Origin of the sequence: Bacteroides fragilis (genome assembly GCF_019583405.1) — a bacterium.
GTDB classification, from domain to species: Bacteria; Bacteroidota; Bacteroidia; order Bacteroidales; family Bacteroidaceae; genus Bacteroides; species Bacteroides fragilis_B.
Map to the genome: position 1 here is coordinate 381,143 of NZ_SZUU01000003.1, position 21,172 is coordinate 402,314.

At 39.0% G+C, this 21,172-nt stretch carries 16 protein-coding genes; 5 read left to right on the forward strand and 11 right to left on the reverse strand.

All coding sequences use genetic code 11. The annotated features are described in order from the left end of the window. Window positions 1–34 precede the first annotated feature (34 nt). Genes FDF36_RS08925 through FDF36_RS08935 form a run of 3 tightly spaced genes read left to right on the forward strand, consistent with a single transcriptional unit; the run spans window position 35 to window position 1,939 of the window. Window positions 35–403: a MobC family plasmid mobilization relaxosome protein gene (locus FDF36_RS08925; RefSeq protein WP_220391092.1), complete on the forward strand. Its 369-nt coding sequence runs from the start codon at window positions 35–37 to the stop codon at window positions 401–403. After that, complete coding sequence (locus FDF36_RS08930; protein WP_220391093.1) at window positions 387–1,286, forward strand: relaxase/mobilization nuclease domain-containing protein; 900 nt, start codon at window positions 387–389, stop codon at window positions 1,284–1,286. The genes FDF36_RS08925 and FDF36_RS08930 overlap by 17 nt, the downstream gene beginning before the upstream one ends. After that, complete coding sequence (locus tag FDF36_RS08935; protein WP_065538132.1) at window positions 1,286–1,939, forward strand: hypothetical protein; 654 nt, start codon at window positions 1,286–1,288, stop codon at window positions 1,937–1,939. The genes FDF36_RS08930 and FDF36_RS08935 overlap by 1 nt, the downstream gene beginning before the upstream one ends. Window positions 1,940–1,966: 27 nt before the next feature. Here FDF36_RS08935 and FDF36_RS08940 read toward each other — a convergent pair whose 3' ends face one another. The 7 genes from FDF36_RS08940 to FDF36_RS08970 all read right to left on the reverse strand — a co-directional run bounded on the left by FDF36_RS08940 (window position 1,967) and on the right by FDF36_RS08970 (window position 13,304). Then, complete coding sequence (locus FDF36_RS08940) at window positions 1,967–2,485, reverse strand: very short patch repair endonuclease (protein ID WP_220391094.1); 519 nt, start codon at window positions 2,483–2,485, stop codon at window positions 1,967–1,969. Window positions 2,486–2,558: 73 nt separating this feature from the next. Next, window positions 2,559–6,689 (reverse strand): hypothetical protein, encoded by a 4,131-nt coding sequence (locus tag FDF36_RS08945; protein ID WP_220391095.1) that lies wholly within the window; start codon window positions 6,687–6,689, stop codon window positions 2,559–2,561. A 50-nt stretch (window positions 6,690–6,739) separates the two neighbouring features. Further along, window positions 6,740–8,983: a DUF2357 domain-containing protein gene (locus tag FDF36_RS08950; RefSeq protein WP_220391096.1), complete on the reverse strand. Its 2,244-nt coding sequence runs from the start codon at window positions 8,981–8,983 to the stop codon at window positions 6,740–6,742. Window positions 8,984–9,010: 27 nt separating this feature from the next. Continuing rightward, window positions 9,011–10,732: an McrB family protein gene (locus tag FDF36_RS08955; RefSeq protein ID WP_259281401.1), complete on the reverse strand. Its 1,722-nt coding sequence runs from the start codon at window positions 10,730–10,732 to the stop codon at window positions 9,011–9,013. Further along, window positions 10,725–11,906, reverse strand: a complete 1,182-nt coding sequence (locus FDF36_RS08960) for a DNA cytosine methyltransferase (RefSeq protein ID WP_220391097.1) — start codon at window positions 11,904–11,906, stop codon at window positions 10,725–10,727. Before FDF36_RS08960 ends, FDF36_RS08955 begins: the two co-directional genes overlap by 8 nt. Continuing rightward, the gene (locus FDF36_RS08965; protein WP_220391098.1) at window positions 11,896–13,059 is read right to left on the reverse strand and encodes a DNA cytosine methyltransferase; all 1,164 of its coding nucleotides are present in this window, start codon (window positions 13,057–13,059) and stop codon (window positions 11,896–11,898) included. Before FDF36_RS08965 ends, FDF36_RS08960 begins: the two co-directional genes overlap by 11 nt. Window positions 13,060–13,091: 32 nt before the next feature. Further along, entirely contained in the window at window positions 13,092–13,304 is a 213-nt protein-coding gene (locus FDF36_RS08970) for a helix-turn-helix transcriptional regulator (RefSeq protein WP_220391099.1), read from the reverse strand. Window positions 13,305–13,626: 322 nt separating this feature from the next. Between FDF36_RS08970 and FDF36_RS08975 the strand changes: the two genes are divergently transcribed. Then, window positions 13,627–14,451: a restriction endonuclease gene (locus tag FDF36_RS08975; RefSeq protein ID WP_005816359.1), complete on the forward strand. Its 825-nt coding sequence runs from the start codon at window positions 13,627–13,629 to the stop codon at window positions 14,449–14,451. 30 nt (window positions 14,452–14,481) lie between these two features. On the opposite strand, the gene FDF36_RS08980 is transcribed toward FDF36_RS08975, so the two are convergent. After that, complete coding sequence (locus FDF36_RS08980) at window positions 14,482–15,183, reverse strand: hypothetical protein (RefSeq protein ID WP_220391100.1); 702 nt, start codon at window positions 15,181–15,183, stop codon at window positions 14,482–14,484. Between the two features lie 7 nt (window positions 15,184–15,190). Then, on the reverse strand, window positions 15,191–16,741 hold the full coding sequence (locus FDF36_RS08985) for an RNA-binding domain-containing protein (protein WP_220391101.1): 1,551 nt from the start codon (window positions 16,739–16,741) through the stop codon (window positions 15,191–15,193). Between the two features lie 413 nt (window positions 16,742–17,154). On the opposite strand from FDF36_RS08985, the gene FDF36_RS08990 reads away from it, so the two are divergent. Further along, window positions 17,155–18,726, forward strand: a complete 1,572-nt coding sequence (locus FDF36_RS08990; protein WP_220391102.1) for a ClC family H(+)/Cl(-) exchange transporter — start codon at window positions 17,155–17,157, stop codon at window positions 18,724–18,726. Here FDF36_RS08990 and nfo read toward each other — a convergent pair. Together nfo and FDF36_RS09000 are read right to left on the reverse strand one after the other, a co-directional pair. Next, window positions 18,720–19,556, reverse strand: a complete 837-nt coding sequence (gene nfo, locus FDF36_RS08995; RefSeq protein WP_220391103.1) for a deoxyribonuclease IV — start codon at window positions 19,554–19,556, stop codon at window positions 18,720–18,722. The genes FDF36_RS08990 and nfo overlap by 7 nt on opposite strands. A 128-nt stretch (window positions 19,557–19,684) precedes the next feature. Then, on the reverse strand, window positions 19,685–21,052 hold the full coding sequence (locus tag FDF36_RS09000) for a TrpB-like pyridoxal phosphate-dependent enzyme (protein WP_220391104.1): 1,368 nt from the start codon (window positions 21,050–21,052) through the stop codon (window positions 19,685–19,687). Window positions 21,053–21,172: the final 120 nt, after the last annotated feature.

Sequence of the window (21,172 nt, forward strand, 5' to 3'; positions counted from 1 at the left end):
AATCAATTCATGAACATTGAAAGTTAAGATAAATATGAAGGAGAAGAAACTTGGCGGTCGCCCTAAGTTGGCGAACTATCAGAAACGTACCAAATGTTTTCGGGTAATGTTTACCGAGAACGACTATATCTATATCCAATCCAAAGCGGAACAAGCTGGGTTGTCTGTCAATGAATTTTGCCATCAGGCTGCAATGGATTGTCCGGTCTGTCAGCGCATCAGTCCGGAAATGGCATCGGCAATTCGTGACCTTTCCGGCATTGCCAACAATGTCAATCAGATTGCCCATCAGATGCACACTTATGGTTTGGAAGCAGTCAAACAACAATGCTTTTCAATCATATCAGAAGTCAGTAGAATTATCACTCAAGTAAAGAACAATAGCCATGATAGCGAAGATTAAAACAAGAGCAGATTTCGGAGGAATAGTGAATTACGCTAATGACCAAAAGAACAAGAAGAAATGTGCCATACTTTTAGCACACGAAGGTGTCTGTGTCATCAGTAATAAAACCATAGCCGATTCTTTTCAGATACAAGCGTCCATGCGCCTGAAAGTAAAAAGTCCGGTAAAACACGTATCACTTGCTTTCTCTTCGCAGGACATTAACCGTTTCCCCGATAACGAAGAAGGAGATGCACTGATGTTAGAGATTGCCAAGAAATGGATGGAACAAATGGGCATCCGCAATACTCAATATATTATAGCCCGACATCATGACACGAAACATCCTCATTGTCATTTGGTGTTCAATCGGATAGACAATGAAGGCAATCTCATTTCTGATAGTAATGAAAGAATACGTAATACTAAGGTATGTCGGGCTTTGACGAAAGAATATGGACTGTATTTTGCTCCTAAGAATAGTAAAGCTAGAAACAAGAGTCGTTTGCGTCCTTATCAATTACGGAAGTATAATCTACGTTCTGCAACTCTTGATGCACTGGCTGTATCTCGCTCATGGAATGATTTTCTTGGCATTCTCAAAGGTCAGGGTATAGATATACGCTTTAATCGTATAGATAACTCTGATAAAATTCATGGCATATCATTCTGTCAAAATGAATATAGTATAGCCGGTTCTAAACTTGACCGTGATTTGAGTTTTAATAGCCTTTGTGCTACATTGGGTAATGTGGCAGCGGAACTGGTTGTTCAACCTCATCAAGCCATAACTCCCAGTGGAGGTGGAGGAGCAAGTAATGAACTGGGATGGCGAGACGACAAAGACAAGGATAACCAAAGAACCGAACCTTTTTATAAACCCTCAAAACGTAGAAGATAATGAAAGAAGATGTAGTAGCTGCAAATCTTGCAAATTTGCGCCAAAGTATCAACGAGCTAAAAGAGTGTATTGAAAAACAGAATACTACAATTCCCAAACCAGATCAGTCTGTAAAAATAGATTTTGACGAAAAGACCATTTATAATGGAGTCGCCAAAAGTTTCTGTACTTGTTGGAACGATGCGTTATCAGTGGTGAAGAAGCATATCTGGAAGCAACAATCGGACACATTGCCGTTCTCGCTATGGTTTCCGAAGCTTATTGAATTATTCAAGCAGAAGTCCAAATTTCTTGAATATCTTTATCGGCACGTTTGCGATTATAATCTTAATCGTATGACTATTGAAGCAAATACCGAAAGCATATTAAAACGGCAGGATGAGATATTTGCAAAAATCAATGAGTTGAAAAATCCAGTAACGGTTATTCCACCCAATATCAATGGGATGTTTATACGGGGCTATCATATAAAACTTCGATATGTCGTAGTGTTTGTTGTCATTATTGTTACGTGGGCTGTTGTAGCATCGGTTAGTAGCATGAAGCATCGAGAAGAAGCCTTTGCGTATTATTCGATGTATCGGGCGGTGAAAGAACAGCATCAATGCTTGATGGAAAAAACAGGAATAGAACTAAAAAGAAATACGGAATAGTCATCGGAGAAAATAAGCGACAGCACTTTATTGTTGCTTATTTCTTCCATAAGTCACTTCTGGTTCTGCCGCCACAAGTGTACTGTCTGTATCAGATAACTCGTATGTCTTGATTTTCCTATCTTCAAGAAAAATATGATTCAATGTATAAGCTAACGACTCAAGTGTTTGTATTCGGACCTTTGGCTTTAGTTGGCACTCCCAAATCGTGATACAATGCCAGCCCATAGCAGCAAGCTGGCATTGTTCTTTTTTATCTCGTTCCTTATTCCTTTTTATTTTGTTTGACCAAAAATCTATATTGGTTTTAGGTAAACGGAAATATTTGCAATTATCATGACCATGCCAAAAGCAACCGTTTACAAAAATGACAGTGCGATATTTGCGAAGCACCAAATCGGGATGACCGGGAAGGCGCGGATGATTTAGCCGATAGCGGAAGCCACGGCTAAAAAGGAACTTTCTCACCAGTATTTCAGGTTTTGTGTTCCTTCCTTTTATAGCGGACATACAACGATGGCGTTGTTCTTTAGTTAATTTATCCATATTTGTAAGGTGTATTCATAGAATAGACTTATTAGATTCTTGCAAAGCCATAAAAACAAAGGAAGAATAGTCACTATCTCTCATGGGACGTTTTCATATATCCTGTTACTTTGCCTTTCTCATCCAATGTATAAGTTCCACTCACTACAAGCCACATAGGAAAATTAGGTACATTATTATAACTATGTAGCCCTATAATGTTTTTTTCACCAAGTACATACCACAATATTTTCTTGTGATGTGTTTTGAGATAATCCAACAGGGCATCCTTCCGGACTAAAAGATTGTTTTTTGACTTCTCTACGGCTCTTGCATCGAAACAAATCACCTTGCCTTTTTCATTTAAGAATACCCCTTCCTCGTCTGCATATTGCATCCTAAGACCATCAAATAACTGTTTTGAAGGCATGAGACAGTAAAAGGATGTTTCTTTAGAATGGTCTTCTTCTGCCTCCCACAAATAACCGATTGTGGTTATCTCTACATGAGCTATGAACCGATTCGTTTTCTTGTCATATATGTCCCTCTTGGTAAGCCCTTTAATATCAAAATGTTTGTATGCTGATGACCAGTAATATTCACGATAAAACAATTCGTATTTATCAGAGTGTTCGGGCATCCATCTCCCACCAAAATTTTGTTTTGAAGCCCATTCACAAACGAGAGGGAACTCATCCTCGTCAATGATGCAGCTTCTTACTTGATACCACAGGCTTTTGTATATGCAATCTTTGCCATGAGGTTCATTCCATTCTGGATAACATTCCAATGCAAGCCAATCGCATCCATCTGCATCTGTCAATTCTATAATTGGTTCGGCTGCTGGAATATCATCCTTTATATTAAGCCAATCAGACATTTTATGTCCCCAGTTAGCATACCTCCCTCCATACCACCAGAAATTTTCTTTGAAGTCTGGATCTTGACGATTCTCATTTACTCTAACAAGAGTTGTTGGATCTATATCACGAACGGTTGGTTCCCAAGTTCCCTCATATTCTACGACATTATCACTCCATGAATATTCTAATTTTTCGAAATTATCTGCTACACGAGCTAACAATTCATGTAAGGCTAACCACTGATATTTCTTTCCAATTCGTTCATTGGGTATGGTTGAGCGTCCTCTTCCAGATCCAATTTCTTGGTCAAATGTACCATGCTTGTCTTCTTGGTATCCATACTTATCGATAATGAGTTTTATGGCCACATTACTCAGACGTTCTGCATCAATTCTCCAGTTGCTCAATGCGCTTTGAAATGTATACCTTCCAAAATCGCCATAAAGACCTATGGCTGAATGTTCTGTAAACATGGAAGTAAGCATGTTACACATACCCGGAGAATTCTTGTATTCCCCACATTCGTCTAATATAGACTTTATTTCCTCATCAGATACAGGAGTATAATCAAAAGAGCTATTATATGGTGGTCGTATTTTATTAATATCAACATTCAGTTTTTCTCCTATAAAAATAGCATATTCTATAACATTCCGTGCATAGTCACGCAGCAAGATGTGAGGGTAAACCTCACCCTCAACATTAAATACTGACGAATAAATGTATTGGCACAAACTGGCCAAATATTCTTTTGATTTTGACCTCACGGCGCAGCCTAATGCTACACCATAAAGTCTTTCATGAATATATGGATCATCTACTTTTGAGAACTTTTCCAAAAGTGGTATAAGTACCTGCATCCTATTATGCAGAAGTTGTACGAGGGCTTTTGTCGCTGTATCGCGTAGTTGTCGATTGGTACTTGCCAAAAACCAAGAAAGTAAAGTAGCTCCCAACTCAGCAGACTCTTCATCCATATTGACCTTATCGCTTTCATCCCATGCCCAGTTAATAATATCTTTTATTATTTCATCCTGATTGCTATAAATGCGATATAATGTAGGTGTCCACATGGCATCCCTGTCAGCTAACTGCATTGGTTCCAGCATTTTGTGAAGATAATTGGCATTATAATAGTTCCCCGGATTAAATGCAACCTCTATAACGGTTCGAATAAAGCGGTCTCTGAATTGTTCATTACTTACAAATTCTGCAAAATATGTGTCAAGATGTGAGTCTATTGTTCTTTCCTCCCTCCATGTTAAACTAGAAAGGACTGCATTTATAATGGCTTTATTACTATGGAAATTAGGTAATGAATCATATAATTCTATCCCCTTACATTCTGGCAATAAAATTGCCAGTGATTCCAATAATCCACCAACTACATAAGGAGATTTTATCGTTAGTACATATTCCTCTATAGCTTTATCGTCAAATTGTAATTTATCTATTAGATATTCTGCTTGAAGAAAATTTTCAAATCGTTCATATGTGAAATATATGCACTCCTCGTACTTGCCAACCGTATTATAAAAAACATTTTTGCTGAAAACACCTTCAGATATCAAACAATCCAATAATTCACCTTCTGTAAACACACGGGGATAAATATCGGAAAAGTTTTCTATAGCAGTGTCTATTGGCATTTCATGCCTTCCTTCTTTAGCTGTGAATTCTATGTACTTACGGACAGCCTTATCTACACACTTGATTAATGGGGAATAATGTTTGGCTTTCCTGAGAGATTTTTCAATACCATCGAAAAACAAATTCATTATTGATGTTATACCTTTCACACCATCCGGTATCTTTTTATAACCATTGTTCTTCATTCCTTCACAGAACAAATGTAAAAATAGTGGATTTTTAAATTCGGGATTGAGGAGTGGAACAGAAGGATACAATATATCGTATTCCTTAAAATATAGTTGTACGGCTTTTTGTGTATTAGTCCCAAATCCATAATGTCTTGCCCACACACAATAATCATTTCCAAATTCTTCCCATGGAAGTATTGCAGGGGTATATGATGTACGAATGCTCAAAACGAGTCCAAGCCACGGATGTTGTCGAATCCTATCAATAAAACTATGGATATTACTTTGCCAAATAGCCAGCCCGTGTCCCTCATTTATTGCATCTATGAAAATGATGATGCGATGTCCGGTTGATTCTGCCTTGGCTTCAAGCGTTTCTAATAACTCCTCCGAAGAACTGCTGAAGCTAAGCATTCTCATTATCTGAGTGAAAGGTTCTTCATCAGTAACAAATTTCTGCCCTAAAAAAAATAGACTAAACAGGTTCTCTTTTTGTCTTCTTTGAACAGTATCAGCCATCAAATGCGACTTACCGACTCCAGCATCCCCTTCAAGTATTAAAATAGGGTCATTTACTAGCCTCATTATATCTTGATGCAAATCGTTGTGAACGCGCAAAATATTTATACCTAGTTCAAATATGTTACTTGATGTTCTGTTTTCTTCTTCTGTTACACTTTCTTTTTCAACAATACTGTTGGCAATATCTTGAACAGTTTCTCCCAATAACATCAATGCTGACAATAATTCATTAAGAGGTATTTTATCTATACCGTTGATATTAATTTCCTTTATTTGTTTAATCGCATTGCGGACACTTTCTACTAAATTAATAATATCTTGACAATACTTATCTTTCTCTATTTTTCTACATGTATCTTCTGCTATTATCAGCTCCTTATCAAAAAAATGTCTCAGTGAACTTCCTCGTGAAAGAACCTCGAAATATTGAACGGGTTCAACTTCAATATTCAGTTTAGGTGTATATCGTTTACCTAAATCTTTTATTGAACCTGCATTAAATCGCATCATATCTTCATCTGAAAATTCGTGCTTTCCAAACCAAAATCGAAGTAGACCTTGATTAGAGGACTTTTGAAGTCTTTCTATTAAGTCTGATGCCCACCAAAAATCAAAAGTTACATGAGAATTTATCTTTGACCATCTTTCCACATATCCATCAATTCGCTCTTTCATACTCATTCTACCTGCGACATGAGCATCGGAGGGATCTGTGGGTACTGCTATGACATATCGTCTCAAATTGGGATGGGAATCGAGTGCCTCTTTTACAGACCTATCTATTTGTTGATACTGTGAATCATCAAAAGCCTTACAAAAATATTTAGCTTGCCAAGCCACAATACTTCCATCTTCAAGAGTCCAGTAACATTCCACCCCTCCATCTGGCTTACCTTTGCGTACAAATGTCTTTGTACATGGAATTTCCTCTCTACGTGCCAACTGGCACACAAATTCTTCAAACCCTTCATTTGCAGACCCGTTTATGGATCTAATATTATTGAAATCAATATTCAGCATAAATACCACTCCTATACAGCTCTTTTTTCACTTATGTGCATAATGCTCTATTATTCTTTCTCTCTCATGCGCTCATGCTTATTCCCCTGCACAATACCTTTATCCATCATAACTATTTGGTCCAACTCCTCAAAAGTAGTATCAATAAACGTATAGTTTATCATCTTGCTTGTATTGATGGGTTGAATGTTGGCATATTGTTTACGGAAGTAGCGCAGTTCGAAGGCTAGGCGAAGGTCATCGACACTTTCTTCTCCATCGGTTTGTTTTGCTTCCTTTGACGTGATAGTCCTAACTCGCACAATTTCATAGACATCACGAATGCCTTCTCCCTTGAAGTAAGGCATGAAGTAATGTAGATTTTGCAGAGCAATAGTAGTAGGGAAATGACTGCCAGTGTAGTATAAAGTGGCATTACCGTCTTTGAAACTTTGCAAATAGCCTTTACGGCTACTATTAGTTACCAGCCCGATGAGTACACGGTTTCCTACTTCTACGAATGTTCCCTTTTGCGATATCACTTTAGAGATTGTCTCATGTGATTTTGTAGTGATAAGTTGTTCAACGAACTGTTCCAATAGCTGACGATTATGTTGGTCTTTAGGACGAAGTGGGAATGCACCGATGTTCACGTCGTCTATAGTCTTACGGAATTTCGATACAGCAACATCGGCTGGCTCGCCATCACCCGGGAACAGAATATAGCCGCCTATCACTTCTTTTTTCAAAGTATTCGATTGATAATCTTTATAATAGATGGCATCACGGTATCTGTGCATTTGGTTGATAGCATCTTCCGGTGGAACGTCCACACCGTTTTTGTCTTTCCCGTCAATACGATATTTCGCATCAAACAGATAAGTCATTTTCATTCCTTCTTGCAAATCGTTTTTAGTCAGTTGCAGGACTATGTCCGGCTTTTGTGGTACGGTACGCACTACAAGGTCTTTCATTCCAATATCGCAATTCCCCTTGTCTGTGTTCTTGGGATTATAGACTAATTCTGCCAGTTCCACATTGTCTTTCTTGAAAAGGATACGGGAATGTTCTCCTTTGCCCAAATCCCACGTGAACAGGCCATTCATTTCCATACGGTTCTTATGGTCTATATCTTCATCAGACAAATGCAGTTTTTCTTTCACTATATGGCTTACTTCTATGAAACACCATATTTCGTAGAGTGTCGCTATGTCTTTGGTCTGTAAACGGTATATGCCATCATTCAAAGAATAAGAGCGGCGGAGCAGGCTCCACGTGCGATATACCTGACTATATCCGGTAGCTTTCTGCAAAACCAGACTTTCCTGATTCATTCCCTTATAATTTCCTACGGTACGGAAAAAGGGGTTTCGTTGCAAATGTTTTAGCGTTGCCAATGTGGCTTGCATGTCATCCTTCATCACATCCGAAGCATTCTTTACCGCTTCTATGCGCTTCTTCAAGACTGTGTATTTATCCGTAATCTGTCCAAGAGCGAATTTCAAGAACCTATTTTCCTGCGTGTCATTTGTTCGGACGCGTTCTTCTACACGATATAAGTGAGAGCTGTCCTGTCTGTGTTCTGCCAATTCGTTTTCTATGCAAGAGGGGACAAATGTCAGCTTATCGGCACGTTTGTAAGTCTCTTTTCCGTGTAACCGATGTCTTGGACGGTCAATGATGTTTTTGCAGGCCTTTATGAATTTCTTTTGCTCATTGGCAAATACGCTCCACCAGATTATTTCCGGAGTCTCACCGTTTGCATCGGGCGAAAAGCCATGAAAGGTTCTTCGCATATAGTCGAGCGAAAGCATTCTGTACTCTTGTTCAATATCCTCTATAATGGCTTTCCAATGCTCGTGATAGTTGAGCTTTGTACTCAACACTTCAAAAGAGAAGACAAAACTGCGGGTTTCTGCTCCCACTTGATACATGAGTTGTATTTCGCTGCGTCCAACCTCATTGCCATAATTCAAGAAACCTGCCAATATCTGTCTGCGGAAAGTGAATTTTTCATTTTCACTCTGGAGAGTGGAGCCAAACTTAGCCTTTTTCACATAGTTCTTGAATTCCACCCAAATAGGATAATCGGTGTTGTCGAAAAATATGGCAGGAGCTTGTTGGCTGTTTTCAATCGTAATTTCTTTTCCGGCATAGTTGCTCAGGATAACGGATGATACACCTTCTGACCAAGAATAAGTGGAGTGTAAGCATTCTTCTCCAATATTACTCTTGGCTTTTTGCCAAATGCCATCGAATTTTGCACATTCGACAATCATTTCAAAATCCTGATGCTTTATGGTAAGCAGTTCCATTTTCTCTTACTGGTTGTCTAATAGCTTTTAACTCCAGAAACTTGTATAGCCGGATGACAACCGTTCTTGCATCTCTTTCAATTTGGCTATGGAAACGGATTCTATTTTCTTATCTTCTCCGGTCAATGCCAACAACTGCGCTTCGATCGTGGTAATCAGTCTTTCAAGAAGTGAATGCTTGACTTTTGTATCATCACCTTCTATTCGCGACAAGATTTTCATGCTTGTTATCTCGTCCAATGCGGTTGCTATGACCTCATCCTCACTGAACTCGTTTCCTTTTTCATCCATATTGTAAGGCAAGTTGTTTACCACATAAAGCAGGAATTCGTTTCGCGTGCGGTAGGCAACTTTGAACGGAGTGCCATTAAGAACGTCATTCACTGCTTGCAAATAAGCCAATACCTTATTGCAAACATCCTCGTTATCTGCATATACATCCACACCTTCAACGGCTGTACCGATAAGCATATCGCTATTCAGTTTACCAATGCGTTCATATTTACTATCCAATCCGGCATACAAATCCACTTCATTCATTTCTATGGTCATGGCACGGTCAAGTACCTTACGTGAGAATGAGAAGGTTGTTTCATCCATATTGACAGTGCCGACAACTATAAGATTTTGAGGTATACAAATACCTTCTTCGTTGAATCTTACTCTAATGTCTTCAGCTGTGGTTAATGAGGCGGTTAAATTGAAATACCATTCTTCATCAACTTTCTTGAATATTGGGTCTGTTGTCACAGTTCCGTCTTCATGGATTTTACGGGATTCTATCACGCTTAGGTATTCCGCAAAATACTGTTCTACTGGAGCAAGGTTCATTTCATCCAAACATAAAAAATAAGGTGTATCAGGATTTTCCCAAGCCCGTGTAATAAATCTCAAGAAATTGCCAATTACATACACTGGTTTTCCGCTGACACGACTTACATAACCCATTAGTTCAGTAGAATCATGCCAATTCGGCTTAACCTGAATCATTTCAAAATTCTTAGGCTTATGAGCATTATACTCGGCGGAGTTTTCATCCCAACATGCACGGGCAAGTTCACGAACAATGCGGCTTTTACCTGTACCGGAAATGCCGGCAAGCAAAAGGAATGGCTTGGTTTTGATGGCGGTAATGTGGGGACGACATTTACTTGTTATACAGTTATCAATAATCTCTTGTTTCTTATTTTTTATATCGAAGTTCTTAAAGAAAGCCTCCTTGTCATTTCTATTGGGTATCTGTTTCATATAATCTTTATAATTTGTTTCTAATTTAGCGCAGCCATCTTTAACAGATATAACTTTGGAATAATTGTTAAGTGCATTTGTCATAATGTCCAAGTTTCCCATAGGGTCATGGAAAATATCAGTTAACGCCTCTTTTAAATTTGCAGAAGAATTATGCTGCTCTAAATATTTTACAAGTTCTTTAACAACAAACACAGGTTCAACTAATCCTTTCAGGCTCTTTGTAAATGGATTTGGAGCATAATAGTATTGTATCCAATGTTCTAAATATTCCTTGGCTTCATCTTCTGTTATAGTATGTGTGAAACGTGGAATGTATTTATCTTGATGTTCAAGATACAATCCTAATTGACACGCCAATTGATAAGCAGTGTGAAAGAAGTCATTCCCCATGCGAAGTCTGAAATCTTCTGCACTCATTTGTTCGTGAGGTAACTGTTGCACGAACTCGCAAACTGTTTTTGGTGTGGCATTTCGCCACCTACATATTATATCAGCCATTATGTCCGTATTTTGTTATATCAATTTGTTTCATTAATGCCATTAAAATATCAACTATAATACTATTACCCGCTTGCTTATAAGTCTCTGTATCAGAGCAAACAATTTTGAATGAGTCATCAAATCCCATCAAACGGAGGCATTCACGTGGTGTTAGCTTACGAAACCTGCCATACTGAGTATCTATCATGCTGGAAACGACTTCTTCCATAATTTCCATATTTTCTCCACATGACTTTATTGCATATTTCTCGGGATAATTATCTTTGAAATAACTTTCCTCATAATCTTTTAATGCAAAAAGATACTCATCAGTTTGAGGGGTGTTGGGGTCAACTATTGTCTTTGGATGAAATACAAAATCGCCATGCCAATTAAACTGCTGATTTCTTTTTTGACATAAAAGAATATCACCGTTAATTTGAGTATAACTCTTTTGATAATTTATACTTCTTGTTATAAAGTTTACTCCCTTCTGTCTAAGGAAATACTTTTTCTCGAATTGTTTCTGTAGGAAGTCATACATTGTTTTTTCCAAAGAGATAGGTGCTGGATATTTGAATTCTGTTTCCTTCTTAAATCCTATACAATATATACGATCACGACTTTGTGGAACGCCGTAATCTTTACCGTTTAAAACTTGATAGTACACATTATAGTCACAGTCGTTTTCAAAAGTCTCTTTTATAACCTTCCATGTTTTACCTTTGTCATGGCTAAGCATACCTTTTACATTTTCAAAGATGAAAATTTGGGGTTGGCATTCTATCACGATACGAGCAAATTCTCGGAACAATGTACCTCGAGTATCTTCAAAACCTCCATGTTTACCACGTAAAGAAAAGGCTTGGCACGGCGCTCCACCGACGAACAAATCTACCTTGCCTTTATATGGTTTTGCATTGAAATTATGTACATCTGTATGCCATTGTGCTTCTGTTATAGGATAATTCGCAAAATAAGCTTTTTTACAATTTGCATCTATATCTCCTGCGAATTGTATACGATATTTTAGACCTAAGCGATGCATGGAATGTTCTATGGCGCCAATACCGCTAAAAGACGTGGCAAGTCTTATTGTTCTCTCAGGATGGGAGAACTCATGAAGTCGCCAATCTGAATGAGAATCAATATTAGCACTTGTGTTTTGTATGTCAGAATATTTATTCTTCATTTTCTATTCCATATTTAGTTATATCCAATTGCTTCAATAATGCAATAAGCACATCGACAACGATACTATTTCCTGCTTCCATGTATGCAGATGTATTACTTACTGCTATTTTGAAATCATCCTTGAATCCCATAAGGCGTAGACATTCTCTTGGAGTGAGTCTTCTTAAACCATTAATACCTTTTCCCTTATTATATGTTACATAGTTGTCAACACCAGCACGATGCATTTTATGCATGGATTGTAAGAGTGGTCTAGCTATATCTAAGTCAGTTTTAATCGGTGTTTTAAATGTTTTTGTTCCAGTACATAACACATACTTTGCAACTTTTTCTGAAAGATAATATTTATCATCAACCTCTCTCACAGGGAAGATGAAATCGTTAAACCTTTCCGTTGCCACTCCATGAATTATTGCTTGCCGATGCTCCTCGTTTGGTGATAAGACCTTCTCCTTATTAGTGGAGTCAAAATATATGCTATTTGTATAATCTTCCAAAAAGTCATACATTCTATATTTGAGAGGTATAGGCGCAGGATACTTAAAGTTAGTCTTTTTCTTAAATCCTATGCAGTATAAACGTTCCCTTGTCTGAGGAATGCCATAATCCCTTGCGTTTAAAAGTTGATAATGCACATCATATCCGCAATAATCCTTGAATGTATTGTATATTACCTCCCATGTGCGACCATGATCGTGTTTGAATAATCCCTGCACATTCTCAAAGATAAAAACTTTAGGTTGACATTCCTTAACCACACGAGCAAATTCACGGAACAATGTGCCTCGTGTATCTTCAAATCCTCGCTGTTCACCGACAATTGAAAAAGCCTGACATGGTGCACCGCCAACGAATAAATCAACTTTCCCTTTATATGGCGTAGCATCTAATTGGTGAATATCTGTATGCCATTGATTCTCTTCTATGTCATAGTTTGCAAAATATGCAGTTTTGCAATTCTTGTCAATATCACCTGCAAAGACGATTTTTGTTCTAACGCCAAGTCTTTTAAGGGCATACTCTATTGCGCCTATACCACTGAAAGATGTGGCAAGGCGAAGCGTCCTTTTAGGGTACGAGAACTCTCGCTCTACCCAAGAAAGACCGTTCCAGTCAATATTGTTTTTTGTATTTTGGACTATATTAGGCATTAATCTATTTTTCTAAATTTCTTCTTCATTTTCTATTTGTCGTTTTTAATTGACCACAATAAATCCCTAGTATCCACTCCAAGGACTTTTGCGATTTCAACTAATGTTTCTAAATTAGGCTGCATGGTGTTAGTGCACCATTTTGAAACAGTACCAGGATCTTTCCCTAACTGTTCTGCTAACCATTTATTGGTGCGTTTCTTTTCAGCTAAAACCACCTTCAAACGATTTATGTCTTTACTCATACGTTCTATGATATGTTTTTGAATGCAAAGGTAATCATTCTTTTTGTATTATCATCTTATAATTGTGTTTATATGATGATATGATGATGAAAAACGACTTTATATTGTTGTATGTTTCAATTATATGGTTGCCTGTAGTTGACTATGTTTGTTTCTTGACTTAAAAAGTGTATTAGAATTATCTACAATTTATACAACTTATTTCGTGTTATCCAAAGGATCTGCTAAAAGATATTTACTCGTAAAGTGCGTCTATAAAAAGAAAATTCGTATCTTTACATATGTAATATGGTTAATTATTGAAGTTAATTTGATGCGAAATATGAATGCTAACATAGAATATGAGAAATTTACCCAAGAAATTTATCAAGAATTAGTGAACGCTGATGTCGTAAAAAGTACAAAAGTCAAACATAATATAAAGATTCTTGGTAAATCAGGACAGAAACATCAAATAGATGTATATTGGGAGTATGAAATAGCAGGAGTATTACATAAGGTTGCTGTTGAATGCAAAAATTATAACAAGCCTATTCCAATTAGTAAAGTTCGTGATTTTTATGGTGTGCTGTCGGATTTGGATAATGTATCTGGAATTATGGTTACAAAGATTGGTTACCAAGAGGGAGCTAAAAAAATGGGCAGCCATTATGGTATATGTTTAAAAGAATTGAGAACACCCAATCAAGGAGAAGCTATTGTTGCAGAAGTAAGAACCTGTATAAATGTATCAGTCAGACATTGTCTTTTTGAGGTGGATGATATATGGGCAAAAGAAAATGGTTTAGATCTTCAAGCATATAGGGAACGATTAGATTGTCTAAACTTTCCTCCAAAAGAAAAATGGCTTCATTCCATTTATATTCCTTTGCAAGTTAAAGACAGAAGCATCTGTAATGCGAAAGGAGAAATTATAGACACATTGGATAATTTAGAAAATCAGTTACGTCCAGATGAAGACCATGTCTTTTATTTAGAGAATTCCTATATAGATACCCATTGTGGCTTAGTGAAAATTAGAGCAATAAAATATGAATATGAACAAAATAACAAAACTATGAATATATCTATTGACGCTCAAGAGTTTATCAAGGCTATCCTAAAGGATGCTTTGAATGGGGAAATCAGATTAGTTGCCAAACGCTAGTGGTACGGTTTCAATGTGGAACTAATGATTTTATTTTTCTTTCTCTCTCCTCTCTTTTACCTTTTCCAATCCCGGCATCTTTTTAGCCAATACACTTTCTCCTGCAGGGAAATAAAGCGGAAAGACCTGAGATAAGAAACTTACAATATCACTACGCTTCTTACCCATATTGAAAAAAGCAGAACAAACAAAGTACATAAGATCTTGCTGGCTACATGTGTCTTTGAGCTGAATGGTTATTGAGGGAGTGATTATCAAACCGTGTTCTGCAAATGTGCAAGCACTGGCAAGAATCGCTTTCTGTTCTTCCTCAGTGAACATCTTGATTTTATCTGCTAACCATTCAAGTTCTCTTTGCAGAAGTGCTTGTTGCTTTTCATTCTGATGTTCCAATAGAATTGCTACATTTTCTTGTTGCTTTTCGGTCAAAGCATTTTCCAATGCTTGATTCTTTCGTTTAAGGACATTGAATTTCAGCAATGCGGCAATGTACATACAGAAATAACCTACCGCAACATCGAATATCAGAACAAGCAGATAATTGCTGTTTGAATTTTTAGTGTCCCCGGTTAGATACTCACTGATAGGAATAACAGCAAATAGCATGATGATGGCTATTGCATAAAGTACTCTGTATCGTATTTTATGGTTTACCTGCGGTAAGGAGGCAAACAAAAAGGCGATAATCAAAACGGCAATTATAGCACTGAATGGTATGAAAGATGTTACCATAGGTTTATTACTCAGTTTGAGGGTTAACAATAATGCGCCAATAGCCAGCTTTATCAGAACCTTCATGAGCCAAAATCTCCATATCCCTAAGGCTTTTGATGTTTTTCTCTATGGCACGTTTAGTTACACCAATTTTATTAGCCATATTATCGGCTGTGATTGATGGGTCAGAAATAACGAGGTCGATTATCTTTTGTGCAGTTTTACTGACCTTCTTCGGTGTTTTCGATGTATCTCCGAACCTATTTGCATTTACACCGAACTTTTTCACCGAACCTTTTTCGTTTACACCGAACTTTTCTGCATTTACACCGAACTTTTCGACCGAATATTCTTCGTTTACAGGGTACTTTTCGAGGGTACTATTTACCCTGTTGGCTACTTCCTCAACAGATATTCTTCCGTTTTCGCTCCAATTCAGATTATAGAAAGTGGTGTAGAAAGAAGTCGCTTCCGTTTGATATTGCGGTTCTTTTCCTTGCAGGAAGTTGGGTAGTTTTTCCGTCAATTCTCGCATTTTGCGTAAGCCGGAACCTCGTTTCTCCATATAGTCCAGCTGTGTGAACACATCCGCAATGACGGGATTGCGGCGCATGGACGGCACTTTGTATATGTCACGGTCTTGAATTTGTGTACCGTCAAGCATCGCACCGGGTGATACCAGTTCTACGCGGTCATCGTAAATGTCAATATGCACTTCACCGCCCATTACCGTATAATCTCTATGGATAAGATGGTTTACCAACCCTTCAAAGATGGCACGGTCGGAATAGTCCGGTAGGTTTAGACGATAGTTTGGCATCTTTACCCAGCCGCTCATGGTATAGTTCTTGATGAAGTCCATGCCGTATTTCAGAAGTAATACGAGGTTATCCCGATGCTCTACGGAGCTGATGGCGTCATCCTTATAGAGTCCAGTCCAACGGGTGCAAAAGATACGCGATTGGAATACGGTGCAATTATCCACGAACAATAATCCGGCATTGGTCAGTTTACCATCAGGAGTAACCAGACCGAATGATTCTAGATACTTGTCATTCCATTCCTGATGGGTTTGTTCACGGAAAGTATTGGCGAGAATAATAAACGAGTGTTTGCTGGCATCCACTTGGGTAGGTAGTGAATCCCATGTCATGTGCGTACCTTTCAATACCAACGAAAGAAGTTGCTGTGAATTACACTCCACACTTTCATTGCCAACCCGCACAAAAGCAGTACGTGTTCCGTCCTGATAGTAGTAATAAGGTGTAAGCGTTCCGGCCTTTACTTTCACTTCAAGCAAAGAGTGCCCTTCATGTTCTATCGGGATGAGTTGTATTTCCGGTACAGGGTCAAGTCTTGCCTTTATCGTTTCGCTGATAAAATCGGCATCGGCTTGCGGATTCTCCAAACCTACAATCACTCCATCATCGTTCACTCCATAGAACAGACTGCCACCTTCTGTATTGGCAAAAGCCGACACGGATTTGAGCCATGACTTCACTTTCTTACGTTCCAACATTTCCTTGAAATCGTAAGCTGAGCATTCCGCTATCAATGTATTGTTATGTATCTGCATCGTTTCCTTATTGTTGTTTGGGCACATTACCCCAATATCATATACAAAGGTAAGGATAAAACCGGAGATTCTGTTAAAAACGCCTCATACTTTTGATTATTATGCGTTTATATCACGATTTTTATCGAAAAATTATATACTTTTGCAGTCAAGAGCTGTGGTTGCTTATGGATGCTTATTTTCGGATTTGCGATATAATTGCAACACGTGTACGCAAGTTGCTCATACAGAGATAATGTTGATTTTGAGGAAGTCAAGTAAGTAAGTTCTAAACAATAGGTCTACATATAGAAGGCCGCTGCAAGACGAGTGCTTGTGGCGGCCTTTATTTGTTTGAACTAATTTTAACTATTCCGGTGAAACCAAGCAATCTCCGGATTGTTGTACTCTGCAACGGTATAACGGACAGAGATATGTTTGGGAAATCAGATGATTTAAAGGATATGAGGAAATGGCGGGTATGGAAGCTGAAGCTGATAGATGCTCGTCTTTATTTTGTCAGTATATTCGTGGGATTGTTGACAGGACTTGTTGCTGTACCCTATCACTATCTGTTACAATTATTTTTTAATACTCGTAGAAGTTTTTTTGATTCACAGCCACATTGGTATTGGCATATTCCTATCTTTTTGTCTTTATGGGGTATCCTCTTATTTGTGATGTGGTTGGTGAAAAAGATGCCGTTGATCACCGGTGGGGGGATTCCTCAAACCCGTGGAGTGATTAACGGACGTATCTCTTACAAGCATCCTTTTATAGAGTTGGTATCTAAATTTGTGGGAGGAGTGTTGGCGTTGAGTGCCGGTTTGTCTTTGGGACGTGAAGGACCTTCCGTTCAGATCGGTTCTTATATCGGTTGTCTGGTGTCTAAATGGGGAAGGGTGCTTGCCGGTGAACGAAAACAACTACTGGCAGCCGGTGCCGGTGCCGGATTGGCTGCTGCTTTTGCCGCTCCCTTGGCTTCTTCATTACTGGTCATTGAGTCTATCGAGCGTTTTGATGCACCTAAGACTGCTATAACTACTTTGCTTGCGGGAGTGGTGGCCGGTGGTGTGGCAAGTATGATTTTTCCCATCAATCCTTATTTTCAGATTGATGCCATTTCTCCCGGACTGACTTTTTTTTCACAAGTAAAACTGTTCTTATTATTGGCTGCAGTGATTTCCGTATCCGGTAAGATTTATTCGGTTATTACAGTTTGGTTTAAGCGACTTTATCCAGCCATCAAGCATCCGGCATATATTAAGATGCTTTATCTCTTGTTTATAGCTTATTTAATATCGCTTACTGAGGTGAATTTAACCGGTGGAGGTGAGCAATTCTTGTTGGGACAGGCGATGCATGCCGATACTCATATTATGTGGATTGTGGGGATGATGATTCTGCACTTTGTTTTTAGCGTATTTTCATTTTCATCTGGATTGCCAGGAGGAAGTTTCATTCCCACTTTGGTTACCGGAGGGTTGATCGGGCAGATAGTCGCTTTGATTCTGGTACGTCAGGGGATCATCGGATACGAAAATATCAGTTATATTATGTTGATATGTATGTCTGCCTTTTTAGTAGCTGTGATCCGGACTCCTCTGACAGCCATTGTCTTGATTACGGAAATCACCGGGCACTTGGAAGTTTTCTATCCTTCTATCGTCGTGGGTGGACTGACCTACTATTTTACGGAGATGTTGCAGATCCAGCCGTTTAATGTGACACTTTATGATGATATGATTAATTCTCCTGATTTTCAGGAGGAGAAGCGCTATACTCTTTCTGTGGAAGTGATGAGCGGTTCGTATTTTGATGGGAAGATGGTAAGCGAATTACTGTTGCCGGAACGTTGTGAAATTATCAACATACACCGAGACAGGAAAGATATACCCCCGGCAAAGCAGAAACTTGTTCCGGGGGATCAGGTGCAGATTGAGATGGATGCACAAGATATTGAAAAATTATACGAACCTTTGGTAAGTATGGCCAATATTTATTGAGCTTGTTCTCTCAGCCAAGCTATTTCTTCGGGCCACAATGTTTCATCGATGGTTTCCAGAATCAACGGCATATTGTCGAAACGGGGATCTTTCATTAGTTTCTCAAAGAAAGCGAAACCGATTAATCCCTTACCGATGCTGTCGTGACGGTCTACACGACTTCCCAATTCTTTTTTTGAATCGTTGAGATGCATTCCCCGCAGATATTCAAATCCGACCACTTCACCGAATTCTCCGAATACGTCATCATAATCATTCAGAAAGTCATAACCGGCTGTAAAGGTGTGACAGGTGTCCAGGCACACTCCTACACGGCTTTTATCTTCCACGCGGTCGATGATGTATTTCAACTGCCAGAATTCATTTCCCAGATTACTTCCCTGTCCTGCCGTGTTTTCAATAACAGCGGTTACTCCTTTTGTCTTTTCCAAAGCCAGATTGATACTTTCTGCAATTCGGTCCAGACATTCCTCTACCGATATCTTGTTGAGGTGGCTTCCCGGATGGAAGTTCAGTAATTTTAATCCCAGTTGTTCGCAGCGTTGCATTTCGTCAAGGAACGCAGTCCTACTTTTAGTTAATCCTTCTTCCTCAGGATGTCCCAGGTTTATCAGGTAACTATCGTGCGGGAGAATGTATTCGGGGTCGAATCCGAACTTCTCACAATTTTCTTTGAAGAGACGGATACTATCTTCGGTTAGTGGTTTACTGACCCACTGGCGTTGATTTTTTGTGAAGAGGGCGAACGCATTGGCCCCGATCTCATGTGCATTAACAGGAGCGAACTCTACGCCTCCCGATGCACTGACATGTGCTCCGATATATTTCATAATTCTTTTCTTTGATTTATATGCAAAGATAACATTTCCATAACAATATATGTTTTGCCCCATAACAATATATGTAATCACTCATTACATATATTGTTATGGGGCAAAAGCTCAGATGGGCTTAATGATTAAGCTAAGTTTCCTATTTCATCCAGATTCTTCTGGATATCATCATCTGTAAGCGAATAGTTTACCAGATCACCGGACAGGTATTTGTCATACGAAGCCATATCGATCAGTCCGTGACCGGACAGGTTGAACAAAATCACTTTCTCTTCTCCGTTTTCTTTGCATTTGTTTGCTTCACGGATGGCTGCTGCAATGGCGTGACATGATTCCGGAGCAGGGATAATGCCCTCAACTTGTGCGAACAGGCATCCTGCTTCGAATGACTCCAACTGACTGATATCTACTGCTTCCATCAGTTTGTCTTTCAGGAGTTGCGAAACTATTACTCCGGCACCGTGATAACGAAGTCCGCCTGCATGGATATTGGCTGGGGCAAAGTTATGTCCTAATGTAAACATAGGCAACAGTGGAGTATATCCGGCTTCATCACCGAAGTCGTACTGAAACTTGCCTCGGGTAAGCTTCGGGCAAGATGCCGGTTCGGCAGCGATGAAACGTGTCTTTTTACCTTCAAGTATGTTGTGACGCATGAAAGGGAATGCGATACCACCGAAGTTGGAACCGCCACCAAAGCAGGCAATCACCATATCAGGATATTCGCCGGCCATTGCCATCTGCTTTTCGGCTTCCAGACCGATCACTGTCTGGTGAAGAGTGACATGGCTCAAAACGGAACCTAATGTATATTTGCAGTTAGGAGTAGTTTGTGCCAGTTCGATTGCTTCGGAGATGGCAGTCCCTAATGATCCCTGATGATTGGGGTGTGCAGTCAGAATATCTTTTCCTGCACGGGTTGACATTGAAGGGGATGGGGTCACCTGGGCACCGTAAGTTTGCATGATACTGCGGCGGTAAGGTTTCTGTTCATAGCTGATCTTTACCTGATAGACGGCTGCTTCCAGACCGAAGAGTTTAGCGGCATAGGCCAAAGAGGCTCCCCATTGTCCCGCTCCGGTTTCGGTTGTTACGTTTTGTACGCCTTCTTTTTTGCAATAATAAGCTTGAGGGATGGCAGAATTTAATTTGTGTGAACCCATCGGACTGACACTTTCATTCTTGAAATAGATATGTGCCGGTGTGCCCAATGCTTTTTCCAAACCATAGGCACGAACCAATGGAGTACTACGGTAATATTTATACATTTCACGAACTTCTTCCGGTATTTCGATCCATTGGTCAGTCTGGTTCAGTTCCTGACGGCAAAGTTCTTCTGCGAAGATCGGATACAGGTCTTCTGCCTTTAATGGCTGTTTGGTTCCCGGATGCAACGGAGGCATTGGTTTGTTCACCATGTCGGCTTGTATGTTGTACCAATAGTGTGGAATTTCTTCTTCAGGCAGCATGTACTTTTTTTTCTTGTCGCTCATAATATTGTAGTTATTTGATTATTCTGATGCCAAAAGTAAGTATAATTTTTAAGAATTATATGATTTCAGCAACAAAGAATCGGATATGTTTGTTATTTTAGTTAAGTTTGTGCGACTCAA